Origin of the sequence: Actinophytocola sp., assembly GCF_049647105.1 — a bacterium.
Classification (GTDB): Bacteria; Actinomycetota; Actinomycetes; order Mycobacteriales; family Pseudonocardiaceae; genus Actinophytocola.
In genome coordinates this window covers 18655-40672 of record NZ_JBARWZ010000042.1, presented here as the reverse complement: position 1 = coordinate 40672, position 22018 = coordinate 18655, and the positions used below count along the sequence as shown (strand labels likewise).

23 protein-coding genes are annotated in these 22018 nt (G+C 68.4%); 11 read left to right on the top strand and 12 right to left on the bottom strand.

The window, feature by feature from the left end:
- The coding region (locus WBA97_RS06115) for a LuxR C-terminal-related transcriptional regulator (protein WP_424229708.1) at nt 1–1637 on the top strand (1637 nt) is incomplete at its 5' end.
- A complete protein-coding gene (locus WBA97_RS06110; RefSeq protein ID WP_424229707.1) occupies nt 1638–2837 on the top strand; it encodes a D-arabinono-1,4-lactone oxidase in 1200 nt (399 codons plus the stop codon). It abuts the gene before it with no gap.
- Nucleotides 2838–3222: 385 nt separating this feature from the next.
- On the opposite strand, the gene WBA97_RS06105 is transcribed toward WBA97_RS06110, so the two are convergent.
- Entirely contained in the window at nt 3223–4707 is a 1485-nt protein-coding gene (locus WBA97_RS06105) for an FAD-dependent oxidoreductase (protein ID WP_424229706.1), read from the bottom strand.
- Between the two features lie 161 nt (nt 4708–4868).
- On the opposite strand from WBA97_RS06105, the gene WBA97_RS06100 reads away from it, so the two are divergent.
- The 5 genes from WBA97_RS06100 (at nt 4869) to WBA97_RS06080 (ending at nt 8441) form a co-directional block, all read left to right on the top strand.
- Nucleotides 4869–5492 carry a response regulator gene (locus WBA97_RS06100; protein ID WP_424229705.1) on the top strand — a complete coding sequence of 208 codons (624 nt, stop codon included), beginning with the start codon at nt 4869–4871 and terminating at the stop codon, nt 5490–5492.
- A gap of 90 nt (nt 5493–5582) precedes the next feature.
- The gene (locus WBA97_RS06095) at nt 5583–5981 is read left to right on the top strand and encodes an ATP-binding protein (RefSeq protein WP_424229704.1); all 399 of its coding nucleotides are present in this window, start codon (nt 5583–5585) and stop codon (nt 5979–5981) included.
- A 37-nt stretch (nt 5982–6018) separates the two neighbouring features.
- The gene (locus WBA97_RS06090) at nt 6019–7452 is read left to right on the top strand and encodes a PAS domain-containing sensor histidine kinase (RefSeq protein ID WP_424229703.1); all 1434 of its coding nucleotides are present in this window, start codon (nt 6019–6021) and stop codon (nt 7450–7452) included.
- Nucleotides 7449–7844, top strand: a complete 396-nt coding sequence (locus WBA97_RS06085; RefSeq protein ID WP_424229702.1) for a response regulator — start codon at nt 7449–7451, stop codon at nt 7842–7844. Before WBA97_RS06090 ends, WBA97_RS06085 begins: the two co-directional genes overlap by 4 nt.
- 198 nt (nt 7845–8042) lie before the next feature.
- Nucleotides 8043–8441: an STAS domain-containing protein gene (locus tag WBA97_RS06080; protein ID WP_424229701.1), complete on the top strand. Its 399-nt coding sequence runs from the start codon at nt 8043–8045 to the stop codon at nt 8439–8441.
- 50 nt (nt 8442–8491) lie between these two features.
- Here WBA97_RS06080 and WBA97_RS06075 read toward each other — a convergent pair whose 3' ends face one another.
- On the bottom strand, nt 8492–9067 hold the full coding sequence (locus tag WBA97_RS06075) for a PRC-barrel domain-containing protein (RefSeq protein ID WP_424229700.1): 576 nt from the start codon (nt 9065–9067) through the stop codon (nt 8492–8494).
- Between the two features lie 138 nt (nt 9068–9205).
- Here WBA97_RS06075 and WBA97_RS06070 point away from each other — a divergent pair, with 138 nt between their 5' ends.
- Entirely contained in the window at nt 9206–9415 is a 210-nt protein-coding gene (locus WBA97_RS06070; protein ID WP_424229699.1) for a CDGSH iron-sulfur domain-containing protein, read from the top strand.
- Nucleotides 9416–9661: 246 nt separating this feature from the next.
- Here WBA97_RS06070 and WBA97_RS06065 read toward each other — a convergent pair whose 3' ends face one another.
- From WBA97_RS06065 to WBA97_RS06055, 3 genes are read right to left on the bottom strand one after another with little or no spacing between them, the layout of a single operon-like run.
- Entirely contained in the window at nt 9662–10594 is a 933-nt protein-coding gene (locus WBA97_RS06065; protein WP_424229698.1) for a carbohydrate kinase family protein, read from the bottom strand.
- Nucleotides 10591–10920: a hypothetical protein gene (locus tag WBA97_RS06060; protein ID WP_424229697.1), complete on the bottom strand. Its 330-nt coding sequence runs from the start codon at nt 10918–10920 to the stop codon at nt 10591–10593. The genes WBA97_RS06065 and WBA97_RS06060 overlap by 4 nt, the downstream gene beginning before the upstream one ends.
- A complete protein-coding gene (locus WBA97_RS06055; protein ID WP_424229696.1) occupies nt 10920–12113 on the bottom strand; it encodes a hypothetical protein in 1194 nt (397 codons plus the stop codon). The genes WBA97_RS06060 and WBA97_RS06055 overlap by 1 nt, the downstream gene beginning before the upstream one ends.
- Before the next feature lie 214 nt (nt 12114–12327).
- On the opposite strand from WBA97_RS06055, the gene WBA97_RS06050 reads away from it, so the two are divergent.
- On the top strand, nt 12328–15264 hold the full coding sequence (locus WBA97_RS06050) for a BTAD domain-containing putative transcriptional regulator (protein ID WP_424229695.1): 2937 nt from the start codon (nt 12328–12330) through the stop codon (nt 15262–15264).
- Here the strand turns inward: WBA97_RS06050 and WBA97_RS06045 are convergent.
- From WBA97_RS06045 to WBA97_RS06030, 4 genes are all read right to left on the bottom strand, one after another.
- Nucleotides 15261–15422, bottom strand: coding sequence for a hypothetical protein (locus WBA97_RS06045; RefSeq protein ID WP_424229694.1), 162 nt, complete (start codon nt 15420–15422; stop codon nt 15261–15263). The two genes, WBA97_RS06050 and WBA97_RS06045, sit on opposite strands and share 4 nt — an antisense overlap.
- A gap of 463 nt (nt 15423–15885) precedes the next feature.
- Nucleotides 15886–16035: a hypothetical protein gene (locus WBA97_RS06040; RefSeq protein ID WP_424229693.1), complete on the bottom strand. Its 150-nt coding sequence runs from the start codon at nt 16033–16035 to the stop codon at nt 15886–15888.
- Nucleotides 16036–16128: 93 nt separating this feature from the next.
- Nucleotides 16129–16347: a hypothetical protein gene (locus tag WBA97_RS06035; RefSeq protein ID WP_424229692.1), complete on the bottom strand. Its 219-nt coding sequence runs from the start codon at nt 16345–16347 to the stop codon at nt 16129–16131.
- A 157-nt stretch (nt 16348–16504) separates the two neighbouring features.
- A complete protein-coding gene (locus WBA97_RS06030; RefSeq protein WP_424229691.1) occupies nt 16505–16795 on the bottom strand; it encodes a hypothetical protein in 291 nt (96 codons plus the stop codon).
- Between the two features lie 584 nt (nt 16796–17379).
- On the opposite strand from WBA97_RS06030, the gene WBA97_RS06025 reads away from it, so the two are divergent.
- Both WBA97_RS06025 and WBA97_RS06020 read left to right on the top strand, forming a co-directional pair.
- Complete coding sequence (locus WBA97_RS06025; protein ID WP_424229690.1) at nt 17380–18420, top strand: zinc-dependent alcohol dehydrogenase family protein; 1041 nt, start codon at nt 17380–17382, stop codon at nt 18418–18420.
- Between the two features lie 17 nt (nt 18421–18437).
- Nucleotides 18438–18683, top strand: coding sequence for an aldo/keto reductase (locus tag WBA97_RS06020; protein WP_424229689.1), 246 nt, complete (start codon nt 18438–18440; stop codon nt 18681–18683).
- Here the strand turns inward: WBA97_RS06020 and WBA97_RS06015 are convergent.
- The 3 genes from WBA97_RS06015 to WBA97_RS06005 are packed head-to-tail and all read right to left on the bottom strand — an operon-like array spanning nt 18659 to nt 21927.
- Nucleotides 18659–20023 (bottom strand): dipeptidase, encoded by a 1365-nt coding sequence (locus WBA97_RS06015; RefSeq protein WP_424229688.1) that lies wholly within the window; start codon nt 20021–20023, stop codon nt 18659–18661. The genes WBA97_RS06020 and WBA97_RS06015 overlap by 25 nt on opposite strands.
- A 12-nt stretch (nt 20024–20035) precedes the next feature.
- Nucleotides 20036–20470, bottom strand: coding sequence for a hypothetical protein (locus tag WBA97_RS06010; RefSeq protein WP_424229687.1), 435 nt, complete (start codon nt 20468–20470; stop codon nt 20036–20038).
- Nucleotides 20467–21927: an APC family permease gene (locus WBA97_RS06005; RefSeq protein WP_424229686.1), complete on the bottom strand. Its 1461-nt coding sequence runs from the start codon at nt 21925–21927 to the stop codon at nt 20467–20469. Before WBA97_RS06005 ends, WBA97_RS06010 begins: the two co-directional genes overlap by 4 nt.
- Between the last annotated feature and the right edge of the window lie 91 nt (nt 21928–22018).

Genomic DNA, 22018 nt, shown 5'->3' with positions numbered 1-22018 from the left:
CCGCGGCCCACGCCAACTACGAGCGGGCGCTGCGCCGCTGGCCGGACGTCGCCGACCCCGAGACGGCGACGGGCATCGACCACGACACGCTGCTGGAGCGCGCCGCCGAGGCCGCGAGCCTCGCGGGCCACAACCAGCGCGCGCTCGAGCTGACCCGTGAGCGGCTGACCGGGCTACGCGACCCGGAACGGATCGCGCACGCCTACGAACAGCTCTCCTACCAGGCCCGCAGTGTCGGCAACTGGGAGCTGGCAAGGCACGCGAGCGCCGAGACCGTGCGGCTACTGCCGGACGGCTCGCCCGCCCGGCTGCGGGTCGAGTCGTGGCAGATGATGCTCGACATGCTCGGCGCCCGGCACCTGGACGCGGTGCGGCACGCCGAGCGGATCCTGCCGCAGGCGCCAGAGGATCCGGCGGAGGACCTGGTGCCGCGCAACCGTGCGCTGACCGTGCTCGGCACCGCACACGTCATGCTCGGCCACGTCGACGATGGCGCCGGGTTCCTCGCGCGGCACCGCGAGTTCGGTGCGCGGACCGGGGTGCCGAGGTTCGTCGGCGTCGGGTACGTGAACACGTCGGAGAGCCTGATCTGGGCGGACCGGCACGACGAGGCGCTCGCGCTCGCCCGCGACGGCATCACACGGGCTAGTGAGCTGGGCTTCGCGATCTACCTGCTGCCGATCCTGGGCAACGCCGTCCGGGCGCTCGCCGAACTGTCCAGGTGGGACGAGGCGCTCGACACCGGGGCCGACCCCGACGACCCGGCCGCCGACCCGTTCAACTGGATCTTCGTGGACCTGCCGCGCGCGGAGGTCCTGCTGCGACGCGGAGATCTCGGTGCGGCGGCCGCACTGCTGACCCGGGCGGGCGCGGTGCTCGACGGCCAGGACGACGCGCAGTACGGCACCGAGCTGGCCCACCTGCGGGCGCGGCTCGCGGGTGCGGAGGGCAGGCACGTCGACGGGCTGGCCGTGGTCCGGGCGGGCCTCGAGATCGCCCTCGCCGCGCACGACATGTGGCTGGTCGCGCGGCTCGTGGCGACCGGCGCGTGGCTGGCGGTGGCCGCCGGGGACGCGACGACCGCGGACGAGCTGCTGTCGGCGGGCCGGGCGCACCGGGAGAACCTGACCGCCCAGGGCGCGGTGGCACTGCCGAGAACCCGGCGGGCGGAGGCGTTGGCGGTGGCCGAACGCAGCCGTCTCGGCAGGCCGGACCCGGCGGCGTGGGCGGCGGTCGACGGTGGCCCCGACCGGTACCTGACCGCGTACGCGCGGTTCCGCGAGGCTGAGTCCGTGTTGGGTGCCAAGGGCTCCCGCACCAGGGCGGCGGAGTTGCTGGCGTCGGCGGCCACGACCGCGGCGGGACTGTCCGCGACACCGCTGACCGCACTGGTGACCGCGCTCGGCGAACGGGCCCGGCTCGCCCCGCCCGCCGCGACACCGGTACTGGGCCTCACCGCCCGCGAGGCGGAGATCTTCTCCCTCGTGGGGCAGGGCAAGACGAACGCGGAGATCGCGGCGGAGCTGTTCATCAGTACGAAGACGGCGAGCGTGCACGTCTCCAACATCCTGCGGAAGCTCGGGGTCAAGAGCAGGATCCAGGCTGCCGCGCTGGCACACAGACAGGAGCGGTCGTAGGTGGAGCACAACTGGGCAGGCAACATCGAGTACCGGGCGCGGGAGGTGGCGCGGCCTCGGTCGGTCGGCGCGCTGCGGGAGCTGGTGGCGGACCGGGACCGGGTGCGTGCGCTGGGGTCGCGGCACTCGTTCAACGACCTGGCGGACGGGCCGGGCACCCTGGTGTCGCTGGAGGAGCTGCCCGACGAGATCGTCGTGACCGGGCAGCAGGCGTCGGTGCCCGCCGGAGTCCGGTACGGGGTGCTGGCGGAGTTCCTGCAGGAACGCCGGCTGGCGCTGCCGAACATGGCTTCACTGCCGCACATCTCGGTGGCAGGCGCGATCGCGACCGGCACCCACGGCTCCGGCGACGGCAACGGCTGCCTGTCGACGACGGTGGCCGGGCTGGAGCTGGTGACGGCGTCGGGTGGGCTGCGCACACTGTGGCGCGGCGACCCGGAGTTCGCGGGCAGCGTGGTCGCACTGGGCGCGCTCGGCGTGGTCACCAGGGTGACCTTGGACGTACGCCCGACCTTCGAGGTGCGCCAACAGGTCTACGTGGACGTGCCGTGGCCCGAGGTGATCGGCGACCTCGCCGGGGTGTTCGCCAGCGGGTACAGCGTCAGCGTGTTCACCGACTGGACCGGCCCGGTGCAGGTGTGGGTGAAGAGCACTGCGCCCGTGACACTCCCGTTCACCCCGGCGGACGGCCCGGTGCACATGCTGCCGGGCGAGTCGGTGGCGGCGGTGACCGAACAGGGCGGGGTACCTGGCCCGTGGCTGGACCGGTTGCCGCACTTCAGGTTGGGACACAAGCCAAGCGCGGGCGCGGAGCTGCAGAGCGAGTACCTGGTGCCAAGGGACTCGGCCGAGGAGGCACTGGCGCGGATGCGGGAGATGGCACCGAGGATCGCCCCGCTGCTACAGATCACGGAACTACGCACGGTGGCGGCCGACAACCTGTGGCTGTCCCCGGCAGGCGGGCGGGACGTACTGGGCATCCACTTCACGTGGAAGCTGGACGTCCCGGGCGTGACCGGACTACTCCCCGACATCGAGGCGGCCCTGCTACCACTGGGCGCCCGCCCTCACTGGGGGAAACTGTTCCACACCAACGAAATCAGCAAACTGTACCCCCGCTGGCCAGACTTCACAGAACTACGCACCCACCACGACCCCAAAGCCAAGTTCACCAACCGATACCTGGACCACCTGACCTAATCCACCAGTTTCTCGGTCTGGTCGCGCGATGGACATCGACCTGGTCAACCCCGCACCCACAGGGTGCGATGCCGATGTCCCGAAAGGCGTTTTCAGGTCATTGAGCGTCCCAAAAGCGCCTTTCGGACATCGCGTCCGCGAGGGCGCAAGCCCTTCACCCACAAGGGGCTCCCTGCCATCCCGGAGACCTGCCCCTCCGGCGAGGAGCCGCCGGAGGCAAACCCGGAACCGACCTATCGAGGCCCGCCAGGCCCGAGAGGGTCCGGTTCGGACGGAGGCCTCGGGTCCGGACCCGGGGGCACGGGCGGCTGAGGCGGGTCGGTGGGCACAGGAGTGGGCTCGCCAGGCTGCGGAAGCGGTTGCGGCGCGGGAGGAATCGGCTCGGTCATCGTTGTTCCTTTCCGTTGACTGGGCGTAGCGGATGTACCGCGGGCCCCTGGATCACCTGTCCGTCCACATCGAACCGGGAGCCGTGGCACGGGCAGTCCCATGTGCGCTCGGCATTGTTGAACGCCACCAGGCAGCCGAGGTGCGTGCAGTGCGCACGCACGGCGTGCAGCGCCCCGCTCTCGTCCCGGTACGCGGCGACCATCGACGTCCCCTGCCGGGTCACCGTCGCCTCGCCCGGCGGCAGGTCTCCCAGGCCGGCCGCGTTGAGCGCCCGCAGGTGGTCACCGGCCAGGAACTTCGCCACCGTCGCGTTGGCCGTCACCAGCCCGGCCGCGGCACGCAGTGAGAACCGGTTGGGGTCGTACAGGTCCTGGTACTCGTTGTCGTTCCCCACCACCAGGTCGCGCAGCAGCAACCCCGCCGCGGTGCCGCCCGTCATGCCCCACTGGCCAAAGCCCGTCGCCACCCAGAGGTGCCGGGCGCGCGGGTGGTAGCGGCCGACGTACGGCACGCTGTCCACGGTCGACAGGTCGTGCGCCGACCAGCGGTAGCGGACCTCCGTCATGCCCACGTGCTCACGGGCCCACGCCTCCAGCCGGGCGAACCGGGCGGTGACGTCGACGTGGTCGCCGACCCGGTAGTGCTCGCCGCCGACGATCACCTGCTGGCCGTCGGGGGTGGGCACACCGCGCACCGAGTGGTGGGTCCGCGCGTCCAGGTAGGTGCCGGTGACCGTCCGGGTCGCGGGCCCGGCGACGACCAGGTCCCTGGTCGGTTCCAGCCGGGCGAAGAAGAGCCCTCGGTCGAAGACCGGGTAGTGGGTCGCCACGACGACCTCCGCCGCGCGCACGGCGCCCGCGGTCGTCCGCACGATCGACGGGCTGCCTTCCTGGAGGCCGGTGGCGCGGACCCCCTCGATGATCCGCCCGTCGGCCGCCTCCGTCAGCGCGGCGAGACCGAGCAGCCACTTGCGGGGGTGGAACTGCGCCTGGTCACGGAATCGCACGGCACCCACCGCACCAAGCGGCGGTTCGATCCCGGCCACGAACTCGGCGGGCAGCCCGGCGGCGACCGCGGCCGCCGCCTCCGCACGCAGCGTGGGCAGCTGCCCGGGGTCGGTCGTGTGGACGTGACTGTCGGTGCGTTCCAGGTCGCAGTCGATGCCCTTGGCCGCCGCCGTGGCGGCGATCCACTCGAGCGCGGCCAGCTGGCTTCCGCCGTACCGGGCCGCGGCGGGCCCGAGGCGGTGGTAGATCAGCTCGTGCTGCGCGGTGACCTTCGCGGTCGTGTGGCCGGTGACCCCGCCGCCGATCTCGCCCGCCTCCAGCACCAGCACGGACCGGCCCGCCTCGGCGAGCAGGTACGCGGTGGTCAGGCCCGCGATACCGGCGCCGAGCACCACCACGTCGGCGGTGGCGGGCAGCGGCGGTTCCCTGCGGGCCGTCCCTTGCGTGGTGTCGAGCCACAGCGAGCGGGTCATGGGGGCGGAATAGCCAGGTCATCCGAGGGCTAAACGGACACCGGGTTGGGTAGCCCGTCCGTGGACGGGGGAGACTGACAAGCGCTGACGCGCTCTCACAACCACGCGGGAGAACCTTGCCACCGGGAGACAGTCCATACGCGGACGAGAAGGATCGGGCCGTGACGCCGACTCGCGTCGTCCTGGTGGAGGACCACGACATGGTCGCCGAAGCGATGACGCTCGCCATGGCGCGGGCCAACGACATCGAGATCGTCGCCAGGGCTCACTCGATCGCGACAGCCGTCGAGTCGGTGCGCGAACACGAGCCGGACGTGGTGCTGCTGGACCGCAGGCTGCCCGACGGCGACGCGATCGAGTCGATCGGCGTGCTGAGCCAGTCCGGCGCCCGGGTGCTGGTGCTGACCGGGGAGGCGACGGCGACGGTCGCCGCGCGGGTCGCCGAGGCGGGCGGGTCCGGCCTCGTACTCAAGTCGTCGGGCCTCGACGAGCTGGAGGACGCGGTCCGGCGGGTCGCCGACGGTGAGGCGGTGTACGGGGCGGAGTTCCTGGCCGGGGTGCTGAACCGGCTGACCGGCCGCACCCCGAGCGCGACCCTCACCACCCGCGAACGGCAGACGCTGACCCTGCTCGCGGACGGCGCGAGCGCCGCCGACGTCGCGACCCGCATGGGCATCGCCCACAACACGGCCCGCAACCACGTGCAACGCGTCCTGGAGAAGCTGGGCGCCCGCTCGAAGCTCGAAGCGGTGGCCATCGCCCGCCGGGAAGGTCTGCTCGACTGATCGTCATGGGTGGAACTGATGCACTTGCACTATGACGCAGGCGACAGCCGCATCTCGCCTGTGGAGGGGTTGTCCATCGAAGGTGGTGTCGTGGAGACACGTGCACCGGCGGTAGCCGAACTCCGCCTCGCTGAGCGGGACACCAGTGCCGCTCTCGCACGCCAGTTCACGCGGTCCACACTGGCCTCGTGGCGGAGCCGCTGCTCGCATGACGACTTCGTACTGGCCGTATCGGAGCTGGTCACCAACGCTCTCCTGCACGGGCACGGCTCCCCCTTGGTCCGGCTCATCGAGGGCGACGACCGGGTCCGCGTCGAGGTGTGCGACGACAGTCCCCTGCTTCCGGTGTCACACCGGATGACGCCGACGACCGGCCTCGGCCTGCGGGTCGTCGAGCAGATCTCGTCCGCCTGGGGTGCCTCGCGCCGCGGCCGAGGGAAGGTGGTGTGGTGTGAGCTGGCCACACCCGCGAACGGCAACCCTGCCTGACGGGCCAGACCGCCAGCAGGTGGTGCACAGTTGGGACATGCAACCCGATGACGGGTACCGGCTCCTGGTGCGCAATGTCAGGGACTACGGCGTTTTCCTGCTCGACCCGGCCGGTCACATCATCAGCTGGAATATCGGCGCCGAACGCATCAAGGGCTACCATGAAGAAGAAATCCTCGGCAAACACTTCTCCGTCTTCTACCCACCGGAGGACATCGCCGACGGAAAACCGGAACGCGAACTCCGCAAAGCCATCGCCGACGGCCGAGTCGAGGACGAAGGCTGGCGCCTCCGCAAGGACGGCACCCGATTCTGGGCCAACGTGGTCATCACCGCACTCTTCGACGACACCGGAAAACTACGCGGCTTCGGCAAGATCATCCGCGACATGACCGACCGCCGCATGGACGACGAAGCGCTGCGGGCGAGCGAGGAACGGTTCCGCCTGCTCGTTCAGGGCGTGCGCGACTACGGCATCTTCATGCTCGACCGGACCGGCCACATCATCAGCTGGAATATCGGCGCCGAACGCATCAAGGGCTACCGCGAACAAGAAATCCTCGGCAAACACTTCTCCGTCTTCTACCCACCGGAGGACATCGCCGACGGAAAACCGGAACGCGAACTCCGCGAAGCCATCGCCGACGGCCGGCTCGAGGACGAAGGCTGGCGCCTCCGCAAGGACGGCACCAGATTCTGGGCCAACGTGGTCATCACCGCACTCTGGGACGACACCGGGAAACTACGCGGCTTCGGCAAGGTCACCCGCGACATGACGGAGCGGCGCAACGCCGAGGCGACTCTCACCGAGCGGCGGCGGCTGTTGAGCCACCTCGTCGAGGCCCAGGAGCTGGAGCGCCGCCGCATCGCGTGGGACGTGCATGACGACTCGATCCAGGCGATGGTCGCCGTCGGCATGCGGCTGCAACTGCTCGCCGCACGCCTGCCCGAGGAGCAGCGCACCGTCGCGGCACAGCTGGAGGAGTCGGTGCGGGCGTCGGTCGGGCGGCTGCGCAGCCTGGTGGTGCACCTGCGGCCGACCGCGATCGACGTTCACGGTCTGGTGCCCGCGCTCACCGGGTACCTGACCGACGTGGTGGCGGGGTGGGGGTTCGAGGCGGACCTGTCGACGGCCGGCCTGACCACCGAGCCGCAGACGGCGACCGCCATCACGATCTTCCGGATCTGCCAGGAGGCACTCAGCAACGTGCGCAAGCACGCGGACGCGGCCCGGGTCGACCTCAGGCTCTCCACCAGGGACGGCGGCACGCTGGTGCGGGTCCACGACGACGGCCGCGGCTTCCCCAACTCGGTCACACCCGAGAAAAACCGGCATTTCGGGCTGATCGAGATGCGGGAGCGGGCCGAGACCGCGGGCGGCTGGTGGTCGGTGACCAGCTCGCCAGGGAACGGCACGACCGTCCAGTTCTGGCTGCCCAACCCGCCTGCGTCGGCAGGGGATGGGTCATGACGTTCGAGATGCGGATGCCGCTGCGGGTCCTCGTCGCGGACGACGACCCGATGATCCGGCTCGCACTGTCCGAGGTGCTGGCGGCGGAGACAGACCTGCAGGTGGTGGCGATCGCGGAGGACGCGGTCCAGGCCGTCGACCTCGCTGTGACACACAGCCCGGACGTGGCGGTACTGGACGTGCGGATGCCCGGTGGCGGCGGCTCGCACGCGGCACGGGAGATCCGGCTCCACTCGCCACGCACGCAGCTGCTGGCGTTCTCCGCCTACGACGATTCGGGCACAGTGGACGAGCTGAAGCGCCTCGGCGTGCGGGAGTACCTGGTCAAAGGCGTCACGAACGCCGAGATCGTGGCGGCGGTGCGCCGCGCGGGTGCGGCCATCGAGGCCTGACCTGCGGTGGTGGACACGTCTGCCACACCATGGGATCCTGGGGTGAGGTTGAGCAGACAGCCGAGTTCACGAGACGCTAAATCGCGAAAGTCCTCTGCCAAGGTGGCAGGCGGCGGTGGCAGAGCCGCACCACCAGCATGTCAGCTGTGGTGGTTCTTCCTTTCTGGCGCTCACGATCAACCGGTTCAGGGAGATCCGATGAGCAACAACACGCACAGGCGTGTTACGCGCAGGGAAAGCGCGCTCCAGCACCTCACCGTGATGCAGATCCACGCCCGCGATGACATCGAGCAGATTCATCCGGTTGGCGAGATCGACCTTTGCACAGCACCCGCCCTGCGGGACGCACTCACCGACACCGAGCGGCGCCAGGTGCCGAACGTGCTGGTGGACCTGTCGGAGGTGCACTTCCTCGCGCTGGTCGGCGTGCAGGTTCTACGGGCGGCGGGCGAACGCTGCGCCGCCGAGCAACGCAGGCTGGTACTGGCCGCCCCGACGCAACCCGTGCAGCGGGTACTCAGCCTCACCGAAGCCACGAACGACCTCGAAGTCCACCTGACGCTGGCGAGCGCGCTGTCCGCGCTGTCGCACGTCTGACGCACACCCAACCGGGGTCCGCGTTCTTCGCGGGCCCCGGTTTCGTGCGATCAGCGGCCCTTTTTCGGACCGTCGCCGAGATCAGTCCGTTTCTCGCGCGTCACGGGCCGCTGCTGTTCGGTGACCACGTGCTTCACGAGCCGGACCCTGCCGGTCTCCACCTGCCCGGTGCCGGCCTTCGGCTGCGTCGTCGTCCCGCCGCCGGGCGGCCGGGGGTGACTGGTGGGTCCTCTGCCACGGCCCGGGTACTCCCCTGGCTGCTGGCTCATGCCCGGCCGTCGAATGGGGTGCCGGTCCCTCGGCCCGCCCTGCGGGCCGAACCCGTAGTGGCGGTACAGCGCGGCCTGCTCGTCATCGGTCATGTGGTCGTGGGTCGCCTCGATTCTCGGCGAGCCCTTGACCTGTTCCTTCTCCACCGGCACCCGAAGGTGGTCGTCGCGCAACTCCGCACGCTGCAACGGGACGAACGACTCCTTCAACCCGAACAGGCCGGTGTGCACGGACGCCCACAACGGGTCGCCGGTCTGCCCGTCCAGCCACACCCGCTTGACGGAGCCGATCTTCTCACCCCTCGGGTCCACGACTTGGCAGTCGTACAACCGGTTGACCATGTCCTGACCGATCACGGTTCTCACCCTCCACTGTCGACGTCGAGCTCTGCCGCTCCGGCTTGCCCGGCCAGCACAACGGCTATTCCTGGGTAACCGGCATCTCACCCGCGGGTGACGGTGTTTGACCTGGTCAGGGGGTGGCACCCTGACGCCATGTCACTGACGCCGGAGTCCGCCGACCGCACGCCACGCAGGGTGCGCGTCGTGCCGGACGGCCCGCTGCTCGTCGAGGGGCCGGTGGAAGTGGTCACCGAGGACGGCAGTTCCGTCACGTCCGACCGGTTCGTGGTGGCGGTGTGCACGTGCCGCCGCAGCAAGCGCTACCCGTTGTGCGACACCAGCCACCGCAAGCGGGTTCGGTAGTGCCCCGTCAAGGTGAAGTGGGTCGTTTGTCCGTGGATCCAGGTGGTCGCTGGCAAGGCGCGGGAAAGCCGCTCGTACCGGGTTGTACTTGGGCTTTCCCGCAACGCCGCCAGCGGCCGCCTGGGCCGCGGAGAAACGTGCCCTCCTCGCCTTGACGGGGCACTGGTGCCCCGTCAAGGCGGATACGGCACGATTCTCGACGGCCCCGCCGCCCATCACCCCAATCCAACTGGACGGGGCACCAGATCATCGCACTCGGTGTACTTCTGGTTCACCGTGCCGGACACCCAGGTCCGCGAGTTGCCGGGCCGACAGGTCGAACTCGTAGTCGGCACCGCCTCCGATCATCCACCCGGCGGCCAGCGCGGCCGAGCGCAACGCGGGCACAGGCTCACCGTGATCGAGGTAGTGGTAGAGGAACGCGGCGAGCAGAGTGTCTCCCGCTCCCCCGACGTATCGGACGCCACGTGTCGGCGCAGCGGCGACATGCCACACAGCACGGTCGTGGCACAAAGCGACAAGCGCCCCGTCGGCACCACAGCCGACGATCGTGACTGGCGTCGCGAACCGATGCCACAACGCCTCGATCCACGCCATCGGTCCACCGGCCAGCCGCTCATGCGAACAGCTGATGATCGTCGCCGCGCGCAACCAGTCCTGTTTGCGTGGGTAGTCCGCGTCGATCACGCACTGCATATCCGTGGCGATCGGCACCTGCCTCGCCACCGTGACATCGATGAGCGGCCGGGTGAACCCCACGCTGCCCAGCAGCACAACCTCGGGGTTCTGGTCGTCCAGTACCGATTCGTACACGTCCACCGGATAGCGCAGATCCCATGTCGCCCGTAGATCCGAGGTCGCGCAGCGGGTTCCGGCAGCGTCGTACAGGACCAGGGACCGTGGTTGCTCGGCGCACAGCTGAATGCCGTTGTCGAACCATCCCCTCGCACGAAGACCGTGCTCGACCATCCGCCCAGGCAGATCAACACCCACGTACGTCACGAGGCGCACATCCGCACCGAGGGCGCGCAGCGCGGTCGCCGCGGCCCAGCCCGCACCCGCGACACGCAGTCCGACCCCGCCGCTGATCACGTCGCTGGATACCAGCGGCACCGGAAACCCCTCCACCTGCTTGCTGAGCCGGACGCTGACCACGCCGGCGACGACAACACGAGTCATGAACGACCTCCCACACCACATATCCAGAGCTGATACACGAGCCGGCCGACCTCGGCGGCGTGAGCCTCGCCAGAAGAACCAACCGGTAGATGGATGGCGGGTCCGGGCCACCCGAGCACCATCCAGCGGCCACGCCGCGACCAGGACACGGCGACAACACAGCCCGGGAACTGGCGGCGGATCGACTCCACCCATCGGCGAGCCCCTCGACGACTACGGCGCTGCCCGATGATCACGTCGGCAGCCTGCAGCCGGGCGCGGTCGCCGGTACGGACGTCGACGACGACCACGTCGATGGGGTCCACGTGATTCTCGGTCACGACCATCACCTCCTCACCAAATCCGGTACCGGCACGGGCTCGGGAGCGCGATGACGGCCGGGTGCCGGCATTTTCAGCAGCCGGTACATCTCCTCGCGGAGCAACCGATGCGCCTCGCCAGGGCGCGAGGTGAGCCGGGCGGCGATGCTGCCGTCCGGCTGTGATGCCAGCCAGGCCGCGGCAGTCCGGAGCTGAGCCTCGATGGGCTTGGCACGGACGAGCCGGGGTGCCTCCATACCGAGCAGCGCTTGCGGAGACCTCGGATTGAGGTGCTCCAGCGGAAGGTCCGCGCACAGAACCGGTTTCCCGATCGCGGCGGCGTAGGCGGTCGTCGAGCCATGGTCACCGACAACGTAGTCGGCGGCGATTGCCGCTACCCGCCAGTCCAGTTCCGGATCGATCAGCATCAATCCGGCCGCGCGTGCACCCGAAAGCCAGGCCCTCAGCTGCCGGCGCCCGTGCGCGGCCCACACTCCGGGATGCACCAGCATCGCCACCTGATGGCGTTCCGGATCCAGCTGCTTGATCAGCTCGGGCAGATACTGCTCGAGCCGCCCGAACAGCGAATGGCGGCCCCACGTTGAAGCGATGACGATCAGCTCGCTATGGGCGCGGACGCCAAGTGCCCACCGGTATTCGTCGCGGTGCGGAAGGCTCGCGACCATCCGGTCGTAGCAGGGATCCCCTGCGACGCGTGCGACGCTCAACGCTTCCGGACACTGCTCCGCCAACACCCTTCGGTCGGCCTCGTGCGACAACACGAGCGTTGTCGGTATCGGCTTGCCGTCGCGGAGCAGCCGGCCCGCGTCCAGTCCGTAGACCTGCCCGGTCCCGCCTGATCGCTTACCCCAGGCCGCACCGTGCTGGATTGCCATAACCGGCGCGTGCAACTCGTCAATCGCCGCGTATGCGGCGGACAATGCAAGATCGAAACGCTCACGCACGGCTTGCGCCCAGGGAATTTGCAGCGCCCCGACAGAATCCAAATACTCGGACACACCTGCGCCGAGCACTGCAGGAGCCCTGCTGTATATGAGCTGAATCCGCGGATCAGTCTCGATCAACTCAACGACGTCCATCAGCCGCTGGGTCGAGACCAGCGTGTGCGCTGCCACCAGCACCGTTGCCTGCGTGTCCCTGGACACCCAGTGCTCAGCACCGAAACTGACCGGCACTTGCCGCCACTCGTTTCCGACCACTTCCACTCCCCTCCTGAACGACTCCGAGAGCCAGAGTGAGGCGATGTTTGGCAAGCACCTTGCAGATCACTTGCAGTGCATTGGACATCTCCGTAACGGTTCGATATCGGAGGATGTCAACAAACGAAGTTGATGTTTTTAGGCCCACACACTCAGAACGCGGCCACATCGCGACGAGCTGGGGACACAGGTGAAAATACACATTCTTGGGCAGGTGCGCCTGCAGATGCACGGGCATGTCCGCGTCGACTCGACCAAGGTGCGCGGCCTACTGGGGTACCTGGCCTACCGCGCCAACGAGTTCGTGCACGTCGACCGCATCTCCGAAGCCTTGTGGGATGACGACCGGCCTCCCGATCCGGCCAAGACGCTCCAGCCCTATGTCTCGCGGCTGCGCCGGGTCTTCCGCGAAGCGGGATGCCCGGCGGACCTTGATCGCGACAACAAGTCCTACCGGCTCACGACAGATCCATCCATAGTGGACTATCATCAGCTGCGGACGATCGTCCGGAAAGGACATCGTGCGCGCGGCGGCGGGCAGGTTCGTGAGGCAGCCGAACTGTTCTCCGCAGCACTCCGGTTATGGACAGGCCCGCCACTGACCGATCTCGACACTACGTGGGCCCGGCGCCTTCGTGACACCCTGACGAACCAGACTCTCGTTCCCGCCCACTGCGCACTTCTCGACACCAAGCTCGCGCTCGGGGACCACGACTTCGTCCTGGAGCAGCTCCCGCCTCTGCTCGCCGAACACGAGAACAACGAGCAGTTGGCCGGCCAATGGATCCGCGCACTCGCGGCGGCAAACCGCGTCGGCCAGGTTCCCGCGTTCTACCGCGAGTTCACACAGCGACTGCTCGATGACCTCGGAGTGCGGCCGTCATCCGAACTCGCCCAGATCTTCAACGAGGTGACCAACCCGAGCAGGCCCGCACCATCCGCCACGAACAGGGCAGGCACCCCGCGCGTGACGCCGTACTTCACGGGCCGGGCAGACCTCCTCCATAGGCTGGACGGACTTCTCCTCGGCGAGGATCGAGGAGCAGACGTCGTCGCGCTCGACGGACCGCCGGGCGTGGGCAAGACGACACTCGCGAAGCACTGGGCACGGCGACGACGTGACCAGTTCTCCGACGGGATCTTGTTCGCCGATCTCGCCGGCTACTCGAACACCCCGCTCGTCCAGCCCCATACCGTCATGATGTCGTTCCTGGAAGAGCTGGACGTCCACCCGTCCCAGATCCCCGACGACACCACCGAACGCGCCAACCTGTTGCGACGCACGCTGTCCACCCGGCAGGTCCTCGTCATCCTCGACAACGTACGCGACAGCGCGCACGTGCGCCCCCTTCTGGCGGCCATCCCGAGACCGACGTTGATCACCAGCCGTCGACGACTGACAGGGATCGTCTATCGGGAGGCCGTCCGCGCGGTCGCTGTTCCGGCGCTGCCACAACAGGACTCGGCGGACCTGCTGGACAAGCACCTCGGTGGGCGAGTCGCCGAGTCACCGGTCGCGATTGCCCGACTCATCGACCTGTGTCAGGGACTGCCCCTGGCGCTGTGGATCGCCGGGGAACACATCGCCGCCCGTCCGCAAGCGCCGATCGACGAGCTTGCCGAAGATCTCGCGCACACCAGACGGCTGCTCGACGCCGGCTCACACGGCGACGACGACACCACCACGCTCCGCTCCACGTTCTCGTGGAGCTACCACGCTCTCCGTGCCGACGAACGACGCATCTTCGACCTCATCGGCCTGCATCCCGGTACCCGATTCGGCATCCAGGCCGTCAGCGCTCTCGCCGGTGATGACACCGACAACGTCGAACGCTTGCTCGACTCACTCGTCGGTGCTCACCTGGTCACTCAAGAACGCAGCAACCGCTACCTGGTCCACGACCTGCTCCATGCCTATGCGACCGCGATCCCCCACGAGCCCGCCGAGACGTTCTCCCAGGCCACCCGCCGCATGCTGGACTGGTACCTGGCGACCGCCCGCCACGCCAGAGTCCACCTCGTCGGCGACGACCACGACGTACCCGAACTCGAACTCGCCGACGCGGTCGAACCGATGAACTTCGACGGCCCGAACCCAGCGCTCCAGTGGCTGGTCAGCGAGCGCGCAAACCTCGTCGCCTGCACCTACCGGGCCGCCAACCTGGGATATCACGAGCACGTCTGGCGTTTCTCGGCCTGCCTCCACCCGCTCAGCCACTACGAGGCGCCACAAGATCTCGTGGAGATCCACGAACTCGGCCGGCAAGCTGCCGAGCACCTCGGCCACACCGCCGCCGCGGGTGGCTGTCTCAACAACAAAGGATTTGTGTTCGCGCTGCTCAACGACCACGCGAGCGCAGGCCTCTGCTTCGAGATGGCCTATGAGGCCTTCACCCAAGCTGACGACACTCGCGGGCTTGCCGTCACTGTCCACAACACGGGCGTCACCTACCTCAACCTCAACCGACCAGCCGAAGCCATCACCTGGCTCACCAGGGGCCTGGGCCTGAACACCCGCATCGGCAGCGAGTGGGGCATCGCGAACAGCCACCGCCGCCTCGGCGACGCCCACACTGAACTCGACCAACTCGCCGACGCCCAGGAGCACTATCGCCAAGCCAGCTACGCCTCACAACGCGCACACGACCCAGCGGGCCACGGTACGGCCCTGTCCTGCCTCGCGAACCTGGCGCTGAAACGCAATCACATCGCGGAGGCCATCCGATACGGGGAAGCCGCACTGGACGAACTCGACCGCGCGCAAGTCAACCGGGGCGGAACCGCGATGGTTCTTCTCACGCTCGCGACCGCCTACCTCGCCGAGAACTCGCTGACGAAGGCCAATTCGATGGCCTATGAAGCCGTCAACACCTACCGCGACACCCAGAACGTCTCCGGCGAAATCGACGCCCTGGTCCTGTTGGGACGGACGCTCGCGGCCACCGGTGAGACCACGCGAGCGGCAACCGCCTGGACGGACGCGACCGTACTGCTCAGCTCACCCACCGACCCGCGAGCCAGTGTCCTCTCCGAACTGCTGACGACTTCGGCCAGCCTGCCTGTGCCACCTCCACGAAGCGTGGCACAGGCAGACAAAGCATCTTCGAGAAACAAGGTCACCGGGGTGACCGATCCACAGGCGAGTCGCTAGGCCGCGACACTGGCCGGCGTGCTGCCGAAGAAGCGCAGCATGTCGTACCAGTTCAAGCTAGAAGCGGTCTGTACGGCCAGCGCAGCCTGCAACACGCGGACACCGAGACTCAGGGACAGTCCCTTCCTCACCGCGGGGATGAATTCGTCGAGGGGCATGCGGAGAGTGTGCCAAGGGGACATTTACGATTATCATCCGATCCAGTGATTCCGAGCCCCCAACGGGGGACTATTTGTAGATCAAGGTATCACCGCGTCAACTGTCTACTTGGTTGGGGCAGCGCGACGCAAATGTGAACGATAATCACATCAGGACGACGCGAACCTACTTTGCAGTATTCTGGCAATTCACCCTCTACCAGTGTCCGATGTCAGCCGTCAGCCATGCCTGTTTGCGTTGACCTGAAGTCGCGGGATGTGTGTCCTGCCTGGAGCGTTGAGGCTGGAGTGGTCGGCGTTGAGACTGCAGGTCCGCTGCCGTTCTGGAGGGTGCTGCGAATGAGGAGTGCCGGGGCTCTCGCGGGCAAGTTTGCGTTGGCGCCCTGAGGTCGGGTCTGCAGACGCTGTTGAGCATGCCGAGTTCGACTTCGAGATTGAGGAGGTTGGCGCCACCTGCGACAGGTCAATTCATCGCGCAACAGAGGCCAGCGATCCCCGTTCCGATGATGGTCAGCCCTGCTGCCGCGACGAGATCCGGCAGCCCGTCCACCGAGTTGTGCGCCATCACGCGGCCGCCCAGCATGCCGACGAGGCGCCTGGCGATCAAACCCAACGACGGGCGGAAGTCGACGAGCAGCAGCAGTCGGCCCCTCCGGCCGGAGCACGCGGCACACCTCGTGCGGCGCGACCTGCCGGAGGTCCAACTTCAGGTGGTGAACGCCATGCTGGGGACCATGACGTCGTATGCATTGTCGGACAGCAGTAGCCTTTCAGCGCCCGCGATCACTAACCGGTAGCTCGGAGGCGCGGTGCGCGCGGCGTACTCCACCACGGCCTCCGGTCGCGAGCCTGTCCGGACCGGTCGCGCGAGCGGCTCGCTTGGCGAAGTACCCGGCACCCACCCGACGTCGAGCACTTCGCTCATGTGATCAATCCGCCGCTGTTTGTGTGTGTGGCCGCCTCGATCACCGAGAAATCCCGCTCCAGCCCAATCAGCGCACCTCCATCCGGTGACCGCAGCCCGCAGGGGCATGCGGCTGGACAGGGCAGCGACAATGAGCTCAAACGCACATTAATTGCAACTACGGTTTTCCCGCGACAGTGTCGTCGCGTGCGATGTTGCCGACGATGAGCAGGTGGGCCATCCGCCCCATGAACAGCACATCCTCGGCCTCCTTGCGCAGCAACGCTTCAGCCTGGTCGATCGCCTCGTTCCACGTCGCCTCCGCATCGTCCGGCCGGACCCGTCTGAGCGTGGTGATCTTTTTGGCGGCTTGTTGCCAGACATTCGCGATAGCGCGTGGATCAATGTGCTCGGCCATTCGAACCCCCTTCTCGACTTCCCGAAAGGGTGACAGGTCGAACACGCGCACTGAAGCTGTGTCCGATCAAATTCGAGCGAGATTCCATCGAACAAGACCGGACGGCCGGTTTTCAGATCACGAAACAGCAACGGGACGCCCTGTGGCATCCATCCTCCACTTCCCCGACGTCTCTCTGTGCCGCCCAGGCCGGAGCTTCGCCGTGGCGAAGTTTCGCCACCTTGGATACGCAGCCTGACCAGCAGCGATGACTTCGCGCGGTACAGGATTCGCGCTCGGACAATTCCACGGGAATTCATGAGGGGACAAAGTTCTCCGTGCGGATCGGCTCATTGCACCTCACGACACGCCTCGAATCACTACTGAGACGGTTCCTGCGCCGACTCGACCACCCACGCGTGCTGTCGACGGTCGGTCGGCGGCGTTTTGGGGATGACGAGGTCGAGGTGCTCAGCCTCCGATGACCGGCCATGGCGTGGCTGCGGCGCGTCGAGCTGCGGTGATCCGGCGCGGCAGGCTCCGTGAGGGGTACTGCCATTACCTGTAACGACGGGCCCTCCCGCCGCCGTACCTGTCGGAGTTTCCTGGAAGACGCCCGGGGTATGCGGGCAGGCACAGATCAGCGAAAGGACATCATGCGAGCGACCTTCATGTACGGCCCCGGTGACGTTCGGGTGGAGAACGCACCCGACCCGGTCCTGCGGGAACCCACCGACGCGGTCGTGCGGATCGTGCGCTCGTGCGTGTGCGGCAGCGACCTGCACCCCTACCACTCCATGCCCGCCGCCGAGCAGGGCACGCCGATGGGGCACGAGTTCCTCGGCGTCGTGGCGGATCTGGGCTCGGAGGTCTCCGGGCTGCGCCGCGGTGACCTGGTGGTGGCACCGTTCGCCTACGCGGACAACACCTGCGAGTTCTGCCGCGAAGGCCTGCACACCTCCTGCCCCAACGGCGGGTTCTGGGCCGCGGGCGACGTCGGCGGCGCACAGGCCGAGGCCATCCGCGTGCCGCAGGCACAGGGCACGCTGGTCGCCCTCCCGGGTGTCGAGGAGGACTCGGCGCTGCTGCCCTCGCTGCTGACGCTGGCCGACGTCTACGGCACCGGCTACCACGCCGCCAAGCAGGCACGGGTGCGCCATGGCATGACCGTGACGGTGATCGGCGACGGCGCGGTCGGCCTGCTCGCGGTGCTCTCCGCCCGGCAACTGGGGGCGGAACGGGTCATCCTCATGGGACGGCACAAGGACCGTACCGATCTCGGCCGCGAGTTCGGCGCCACCGACGTCGTGGCCGCGCGTGGCGAGGAGGGCATCGCGGCGGTGCGCGAGCTGACCGGCGGGCGCGGCACCCACGCGGTACTGGAGGCGGTCGGCCACCTGCCCGCCTACGAACAGGCCGTCGGCGTCGTCCGCCCCGGCGGTGTCATCAGCCGGGTCGGCGTACCGCAGTACGAGGAAGCACCGATCGGGTTCGGCAGCCTCTTCGGCCCCAACATCACCCTGACGGGTGGTCCCGCCCCGGTCCGCGCCTACCTCGAGACCCTGCTGCCCGCGGTCCTGGACGGCACCGTCGAGCCCGGCAAGGTCTTCGACCTCACCATCGACCTCGACCAGACGCCCGACGGCTACCGGGCCATGGACCAGCGCGAGTCCCTCAAGACCCTCATCCGGCTCTGAGCACAGGAGGAAACACCGTGAAGCACGTCAAGCTGGGTGACCTCGACGTCTCCCGCATCGGTCTTGGCGCGATGGGCATGTCCTTCGGCTACACCGGCGCCGGTACGGACGACGACGAGTCCATCCGCACGATCCACCGGGCACTGGAACTGGGCGTCACCTTCCTCGACACCGCCGAGGTAGGACGCGTCTGGGGCAGGCTCGGGCCATACCTCCCGCTCAAGCTGTTCGACCGTGCTCACGACGTCCCGTTCGACGCGTAGCGGGTGAGGAACAGCGCCTCGGTGAGGGCCACGTGTTCGATCTCGCTCGGGTCGACGCTCTCGTTGGGCGCGTGGATGAGGCACCGGGGTTCCTCCACGCCAAGGAGCATGATCTCCGCGTCCGGGAACGTGTCCGCGAGCACCGTGCAGAGCGGGATCGACCCGCCCTGGCCCTCGGTCGCCATCGGGTGCCGGAACGCGTCCTCCATCGCGGACCGCATCGCGTCGAAGGCCGGTCCGTCGAGAGACCCGACGAACGGGTCGCCCACGGCGACGCGGGTGATCTCGCACCGCAGGCCCCACGGCACCCGCGAGCGCAGATGCTCGACGAGCGCGTCCTGCGCCTGCTGCCCGCTCGTGCCCGGTGGCAGGCGCAGACCCACCCGCGCGGCCGCGGATGCCTGCACGACCGCCGACGAGTCGAGCACGGACGGGATGTCCATCCCCAGCACGGTCGCCGACGGCCGCGTCCACAACATGTCCATGACCGAACCGTCACCGATCAGCTCGACACCGTCGAGGACGTTGGCGTCCTTGCGGAACTGGTCGACCGGATAGTCGACGCCGTGCCACTGCTCGCTCGCGCCGACACCGTCGACCGTCGTGTTGCCGCGCTCGTCGTGCAGCGAGGCGAGCACCTGGATCAGGCCGGCCACCGGGTCCGGCGCCGGCCCGCCGAACATTCCGGAGTGCATCTCGCTCGACAGCGCCGAGAGCCGCACGTCGACGCTCGTCATACCGCGCAGAGTCGTCGTGAGCGTCGGGACGCCCACGGTGAAGTTCCCGGTGTCCGCCACGAGGATCGCGTCCGCCGCGAGCAGTTCGGCGTTGGGCGGCACGAAGGCCTCGAGCCCGCCGGTCCCCTGTTCCTCCGAGCCTTCCGCGATGAGCTTGATGGTGCACGGAAACCCGCCGGCGTGTTCGCGTAGTGCCCGCAGCGCGGTGAGGTGCGCGACGATATTGCCCTTGCAGTCCGCCGTGCCCCGGCCATACCAGCGGCCATCCCGTTCGGTCAGTTCCCACGGCGGCGTGTGCCACAGGTGTTCGCCGAGCGTCGGCTGGACGTCGTAGTGGCAGTACAGCAGCACAGTCGGCGAGCCGGGCGGGCCAGGCGCGACGCCGTGCACACACTTGCTGCCATCCGGGGTTGGCGACGCGACGACCCGCTCGAGGCCGACCTCGGTGAACTTGTCGATCAACCAGTTCGCCACCTTCGCGCACTCGGCAGGCGGCTCGATGTCCGGGTTCGCGACCGAGCGGAACGTGACCAACTCGGCGAGATCCGCGCGTGCGCGCGGCATGAGCGAGCTGACCACCTGGCGCAACGGGTCGACCGCCATGTGCTTCCCCTCTCAGTTGTTCCCGACGTCGTCGAACTCGTAGCCCTCGACCGAGTCGCGGAACGCGGCCACCTTGTCGGGACAGTAGACCTCCAGCACGAGCACGGCGCCGCTCACGAGGTCGACCTCGCCGATGATCGGGCGCTGGCCGACCGAGGCCGCACCGTTCACCAGCTGCGAGTCCGCGATCGCCTTGCGCAGCGCGGAGCCGGGGTCGGCGCAGATCGCGCCGCCGTCGGCGCCGAGGACGTTCGTGATCGTCTCGCGGCTCGCGGGCACCGGCAGGCCCGCGTCCTCGAGCTTGGTGACGAGCTGGTCGGCCTTCTCGTTCGCCTCCTTGTCGCGCTTGGCGTACCGGAAGCTGGCCAGGCCCACGACCAGGAGCCCCACGAGCACGACGATGATCACCCAGCGGTGCGCCTGCGCCCAGCCCCGTGCCTCGGTCATGAGTCCACCTCGGCGTCCTCGGGTTGTGTCCGCCACGCCGGCTTACGCAGTGCGTAGAGCAGCAGCGGCGGCAGGAGCCCGATGATCACGATTCCTCCCGTGATCACCAACGCGTACATGCCCGCGCTGCCGCTGCCGAACTGCGACGGTGGCACGAAGCCGATCGCGAACGCCGCCAGCGACGCCAGGAAACCCACGACGCAGAGCAGGTTCAGCATGGGGGCGCGGTAGCCGCGCGGGTGGTCCGGCTTGTTGCGCCGCAGCCGGACCGCGGCGACGAACATCAGCAGGTACACGACGAGGTAGACCTGGGTCGTCATCACCGACAGGATCCAGTAGGCGCTCGACACGTTCGGGATGAACGCGTAGAGCAACGCGATCGCCGTCGTGACCGCGCCCTGCGTCACGAGGATGTTCACCTGAATGCCCTGTTTGTTGACCTTCTGGTAGAAGGGCGGCAGATAGCCCTGCTGTTTGCCGATCAGCAGCAGGCCCTTGGACGGGCCGGCAAGCCACCCGAGCATGCCACCGGTCGCGGCGCAGACGAGTGCGATCGCGACGACCGGCACCAGGAACGACAGTCCGAAGTGGCCGAAGAACTGGCTGAACGCCTGCATGATCCCCGCCGTGAGGCTCACCCCGTCGGCAGGCACGACCCAGCTGACCGCCAGAGCGGGCAGGATGAAGATCAGCAGCACGAGACCGAGGGCCAGGAACATCGAACGCGGATACTCCTTGCCGGGATCCTTCAGGTTGCTCACGTGCACCGCGTTCATCTCCATGCCGGAGTAGGCAAGGAAGTTGTTGACGATGAGGACGAGGCTCGCGATGCCCGTCCAGGCAGGCAGCAGGTGACCGGCGTCCATCGGCGCGGCGGACGGGTTCCCCTGTGCCAGATAGACGATGCCCATGATGACGAGGAGGGCGCCGGGGATGAGCGTGCCGATCACCAGCCCGCTGGAGGCGAGTTTGGCGATCTCCTTCATCCCCTTGGCGGAGACGAAGACCCCGGCCCAGAAGACGATCACGATGATCGCGCCGGTCCAGACCCCGTTCGACGCGAGGTCCGGGTTGATGACGTAGGCGAGGGTGCTCGCCACGTACGCCAGCAGGGTCGGGTAGTAGAAGATCGTCATCGCGAACTGGCACCAGACCGCGAGCAGGCCCATCCGCCCGGAAAGTCCTTCCGTGACCCACCGGTACACGCCACCGGGCCAGCCCGACGCCAGCTCGGCGGCGACGAGCGCCTGAGGCAGCAGGAACAGGATGGCCGGCACGACGTAGAGGAACACGGCCGCGAGGCCGTACACCGCCATCGTCGGGGCCGAGCGCAGGCTGGCCACCGAGCCAGTGGTGAGGAAGGCCAGCGCCAGCCAGGTGATCCACTGGTGCGGCGGTCCCACGACCATGGCGGGTGAGGATCGACCGGCTTGCTCGTTCGCGGAAACATCGCTCATGGCAGGACCTCCCAGTCCTTGGGCACTCGCAGGCGCACGCGGGTTGCCGAGAGAGCCTGCAAGGATGGTCGTACGGGATGCCCGACGTCGC

Coding starts and splice junctions, on each gene's coding strand:
- WBA97_RS06105 (WP_424229706.1), bottom strand. CDS start 4,707: ATGACCCGCTCGCTGTGGCTCGACACCACGCAAGGGACGGCCCGCAGG.
- WBA97_RS06090 (WP_424229703.1), top strand. CDS start 6,019: ATGCAACCCGATGACGGGTACCGGCTCCTGGTGCGCAATGTCAGGGAC.
- WBA97_RS06085 (WP_424229702.1), top strand. CDS start 7,449: ATGACGTTCGAGATGCGGATGCCGCTGCGGGTCCTCGTCGCGGACGAC.
- WBA97_RS06080 (WP_424229701.1), top strand. CDS start 8,043: ATGAGCAACAACACGCACAGGCGTGTTACGCGCAGGGAAAGCGCGCTC.
- WBA97_RS06070 (WP_424229699.1), top strand. CDS start 9,206: ATGTCACTGACGCCGGAGTCCGCCGACCGCACGCCACGCAGGGTGCGC.
- WBA97_RS06065 (WP_424229698.1), bottom strand. CDS start 10,594: ATGACTCGTGTTGTCGTCGCCGGCGTGGTCAGCGTCCGGCTCAGCAAG.
- WBA97_RS06060 (WP_424229697.1), bottom strand. CDS start 10,920: ATGGTCGTGACCGAGAATCACGTGGACCCCATCGACGTGGTCGTCGTC.
- WBA97_RS06045 (WP_424229694.1), bottom strand. CDS start 15,422: ATGCCCCTCGACGAATTCATCCCCGCGGTGAGGAAGGGACTGTCCCTG.
- WBA97_RS06035 (WP_424229692.1), bottom strand. CDS start 16,347: ATGAGCGAAGTGCTCGACGTCGGGTGGGTGCCGGGTACTTCGCCAAGC.
- WBA97_RS06025 (WP_424229690.1), top strand. CDS start 17,380: ATGCGAGCGACCTTCATGTACGGCCCCGGTGACGTTCGGGTGGAGAAC.
- WBA97_RS06015 (WP_424229688.1), bottom strand. CDS start 20,023: ATGGCGGTCGACCCGTTGCGCCAGGTGGTCAGCTCGCTCATGCCGCGC.
- WBA97_RS06010 (WP_424229687.1), bottom strand. CDS start 20,470: ATGACCGAGGCACGGGGCTGGGCGCAGGCGCACCGCTGGGTGATCATC.
- WBA97_RS06005 (WP_424229686.1), bottom strand. CDS start 21,927: ATGAGCGATGTTTCCGCGAACGAGCAAGCCGGTCGATCCTCACCCGCC.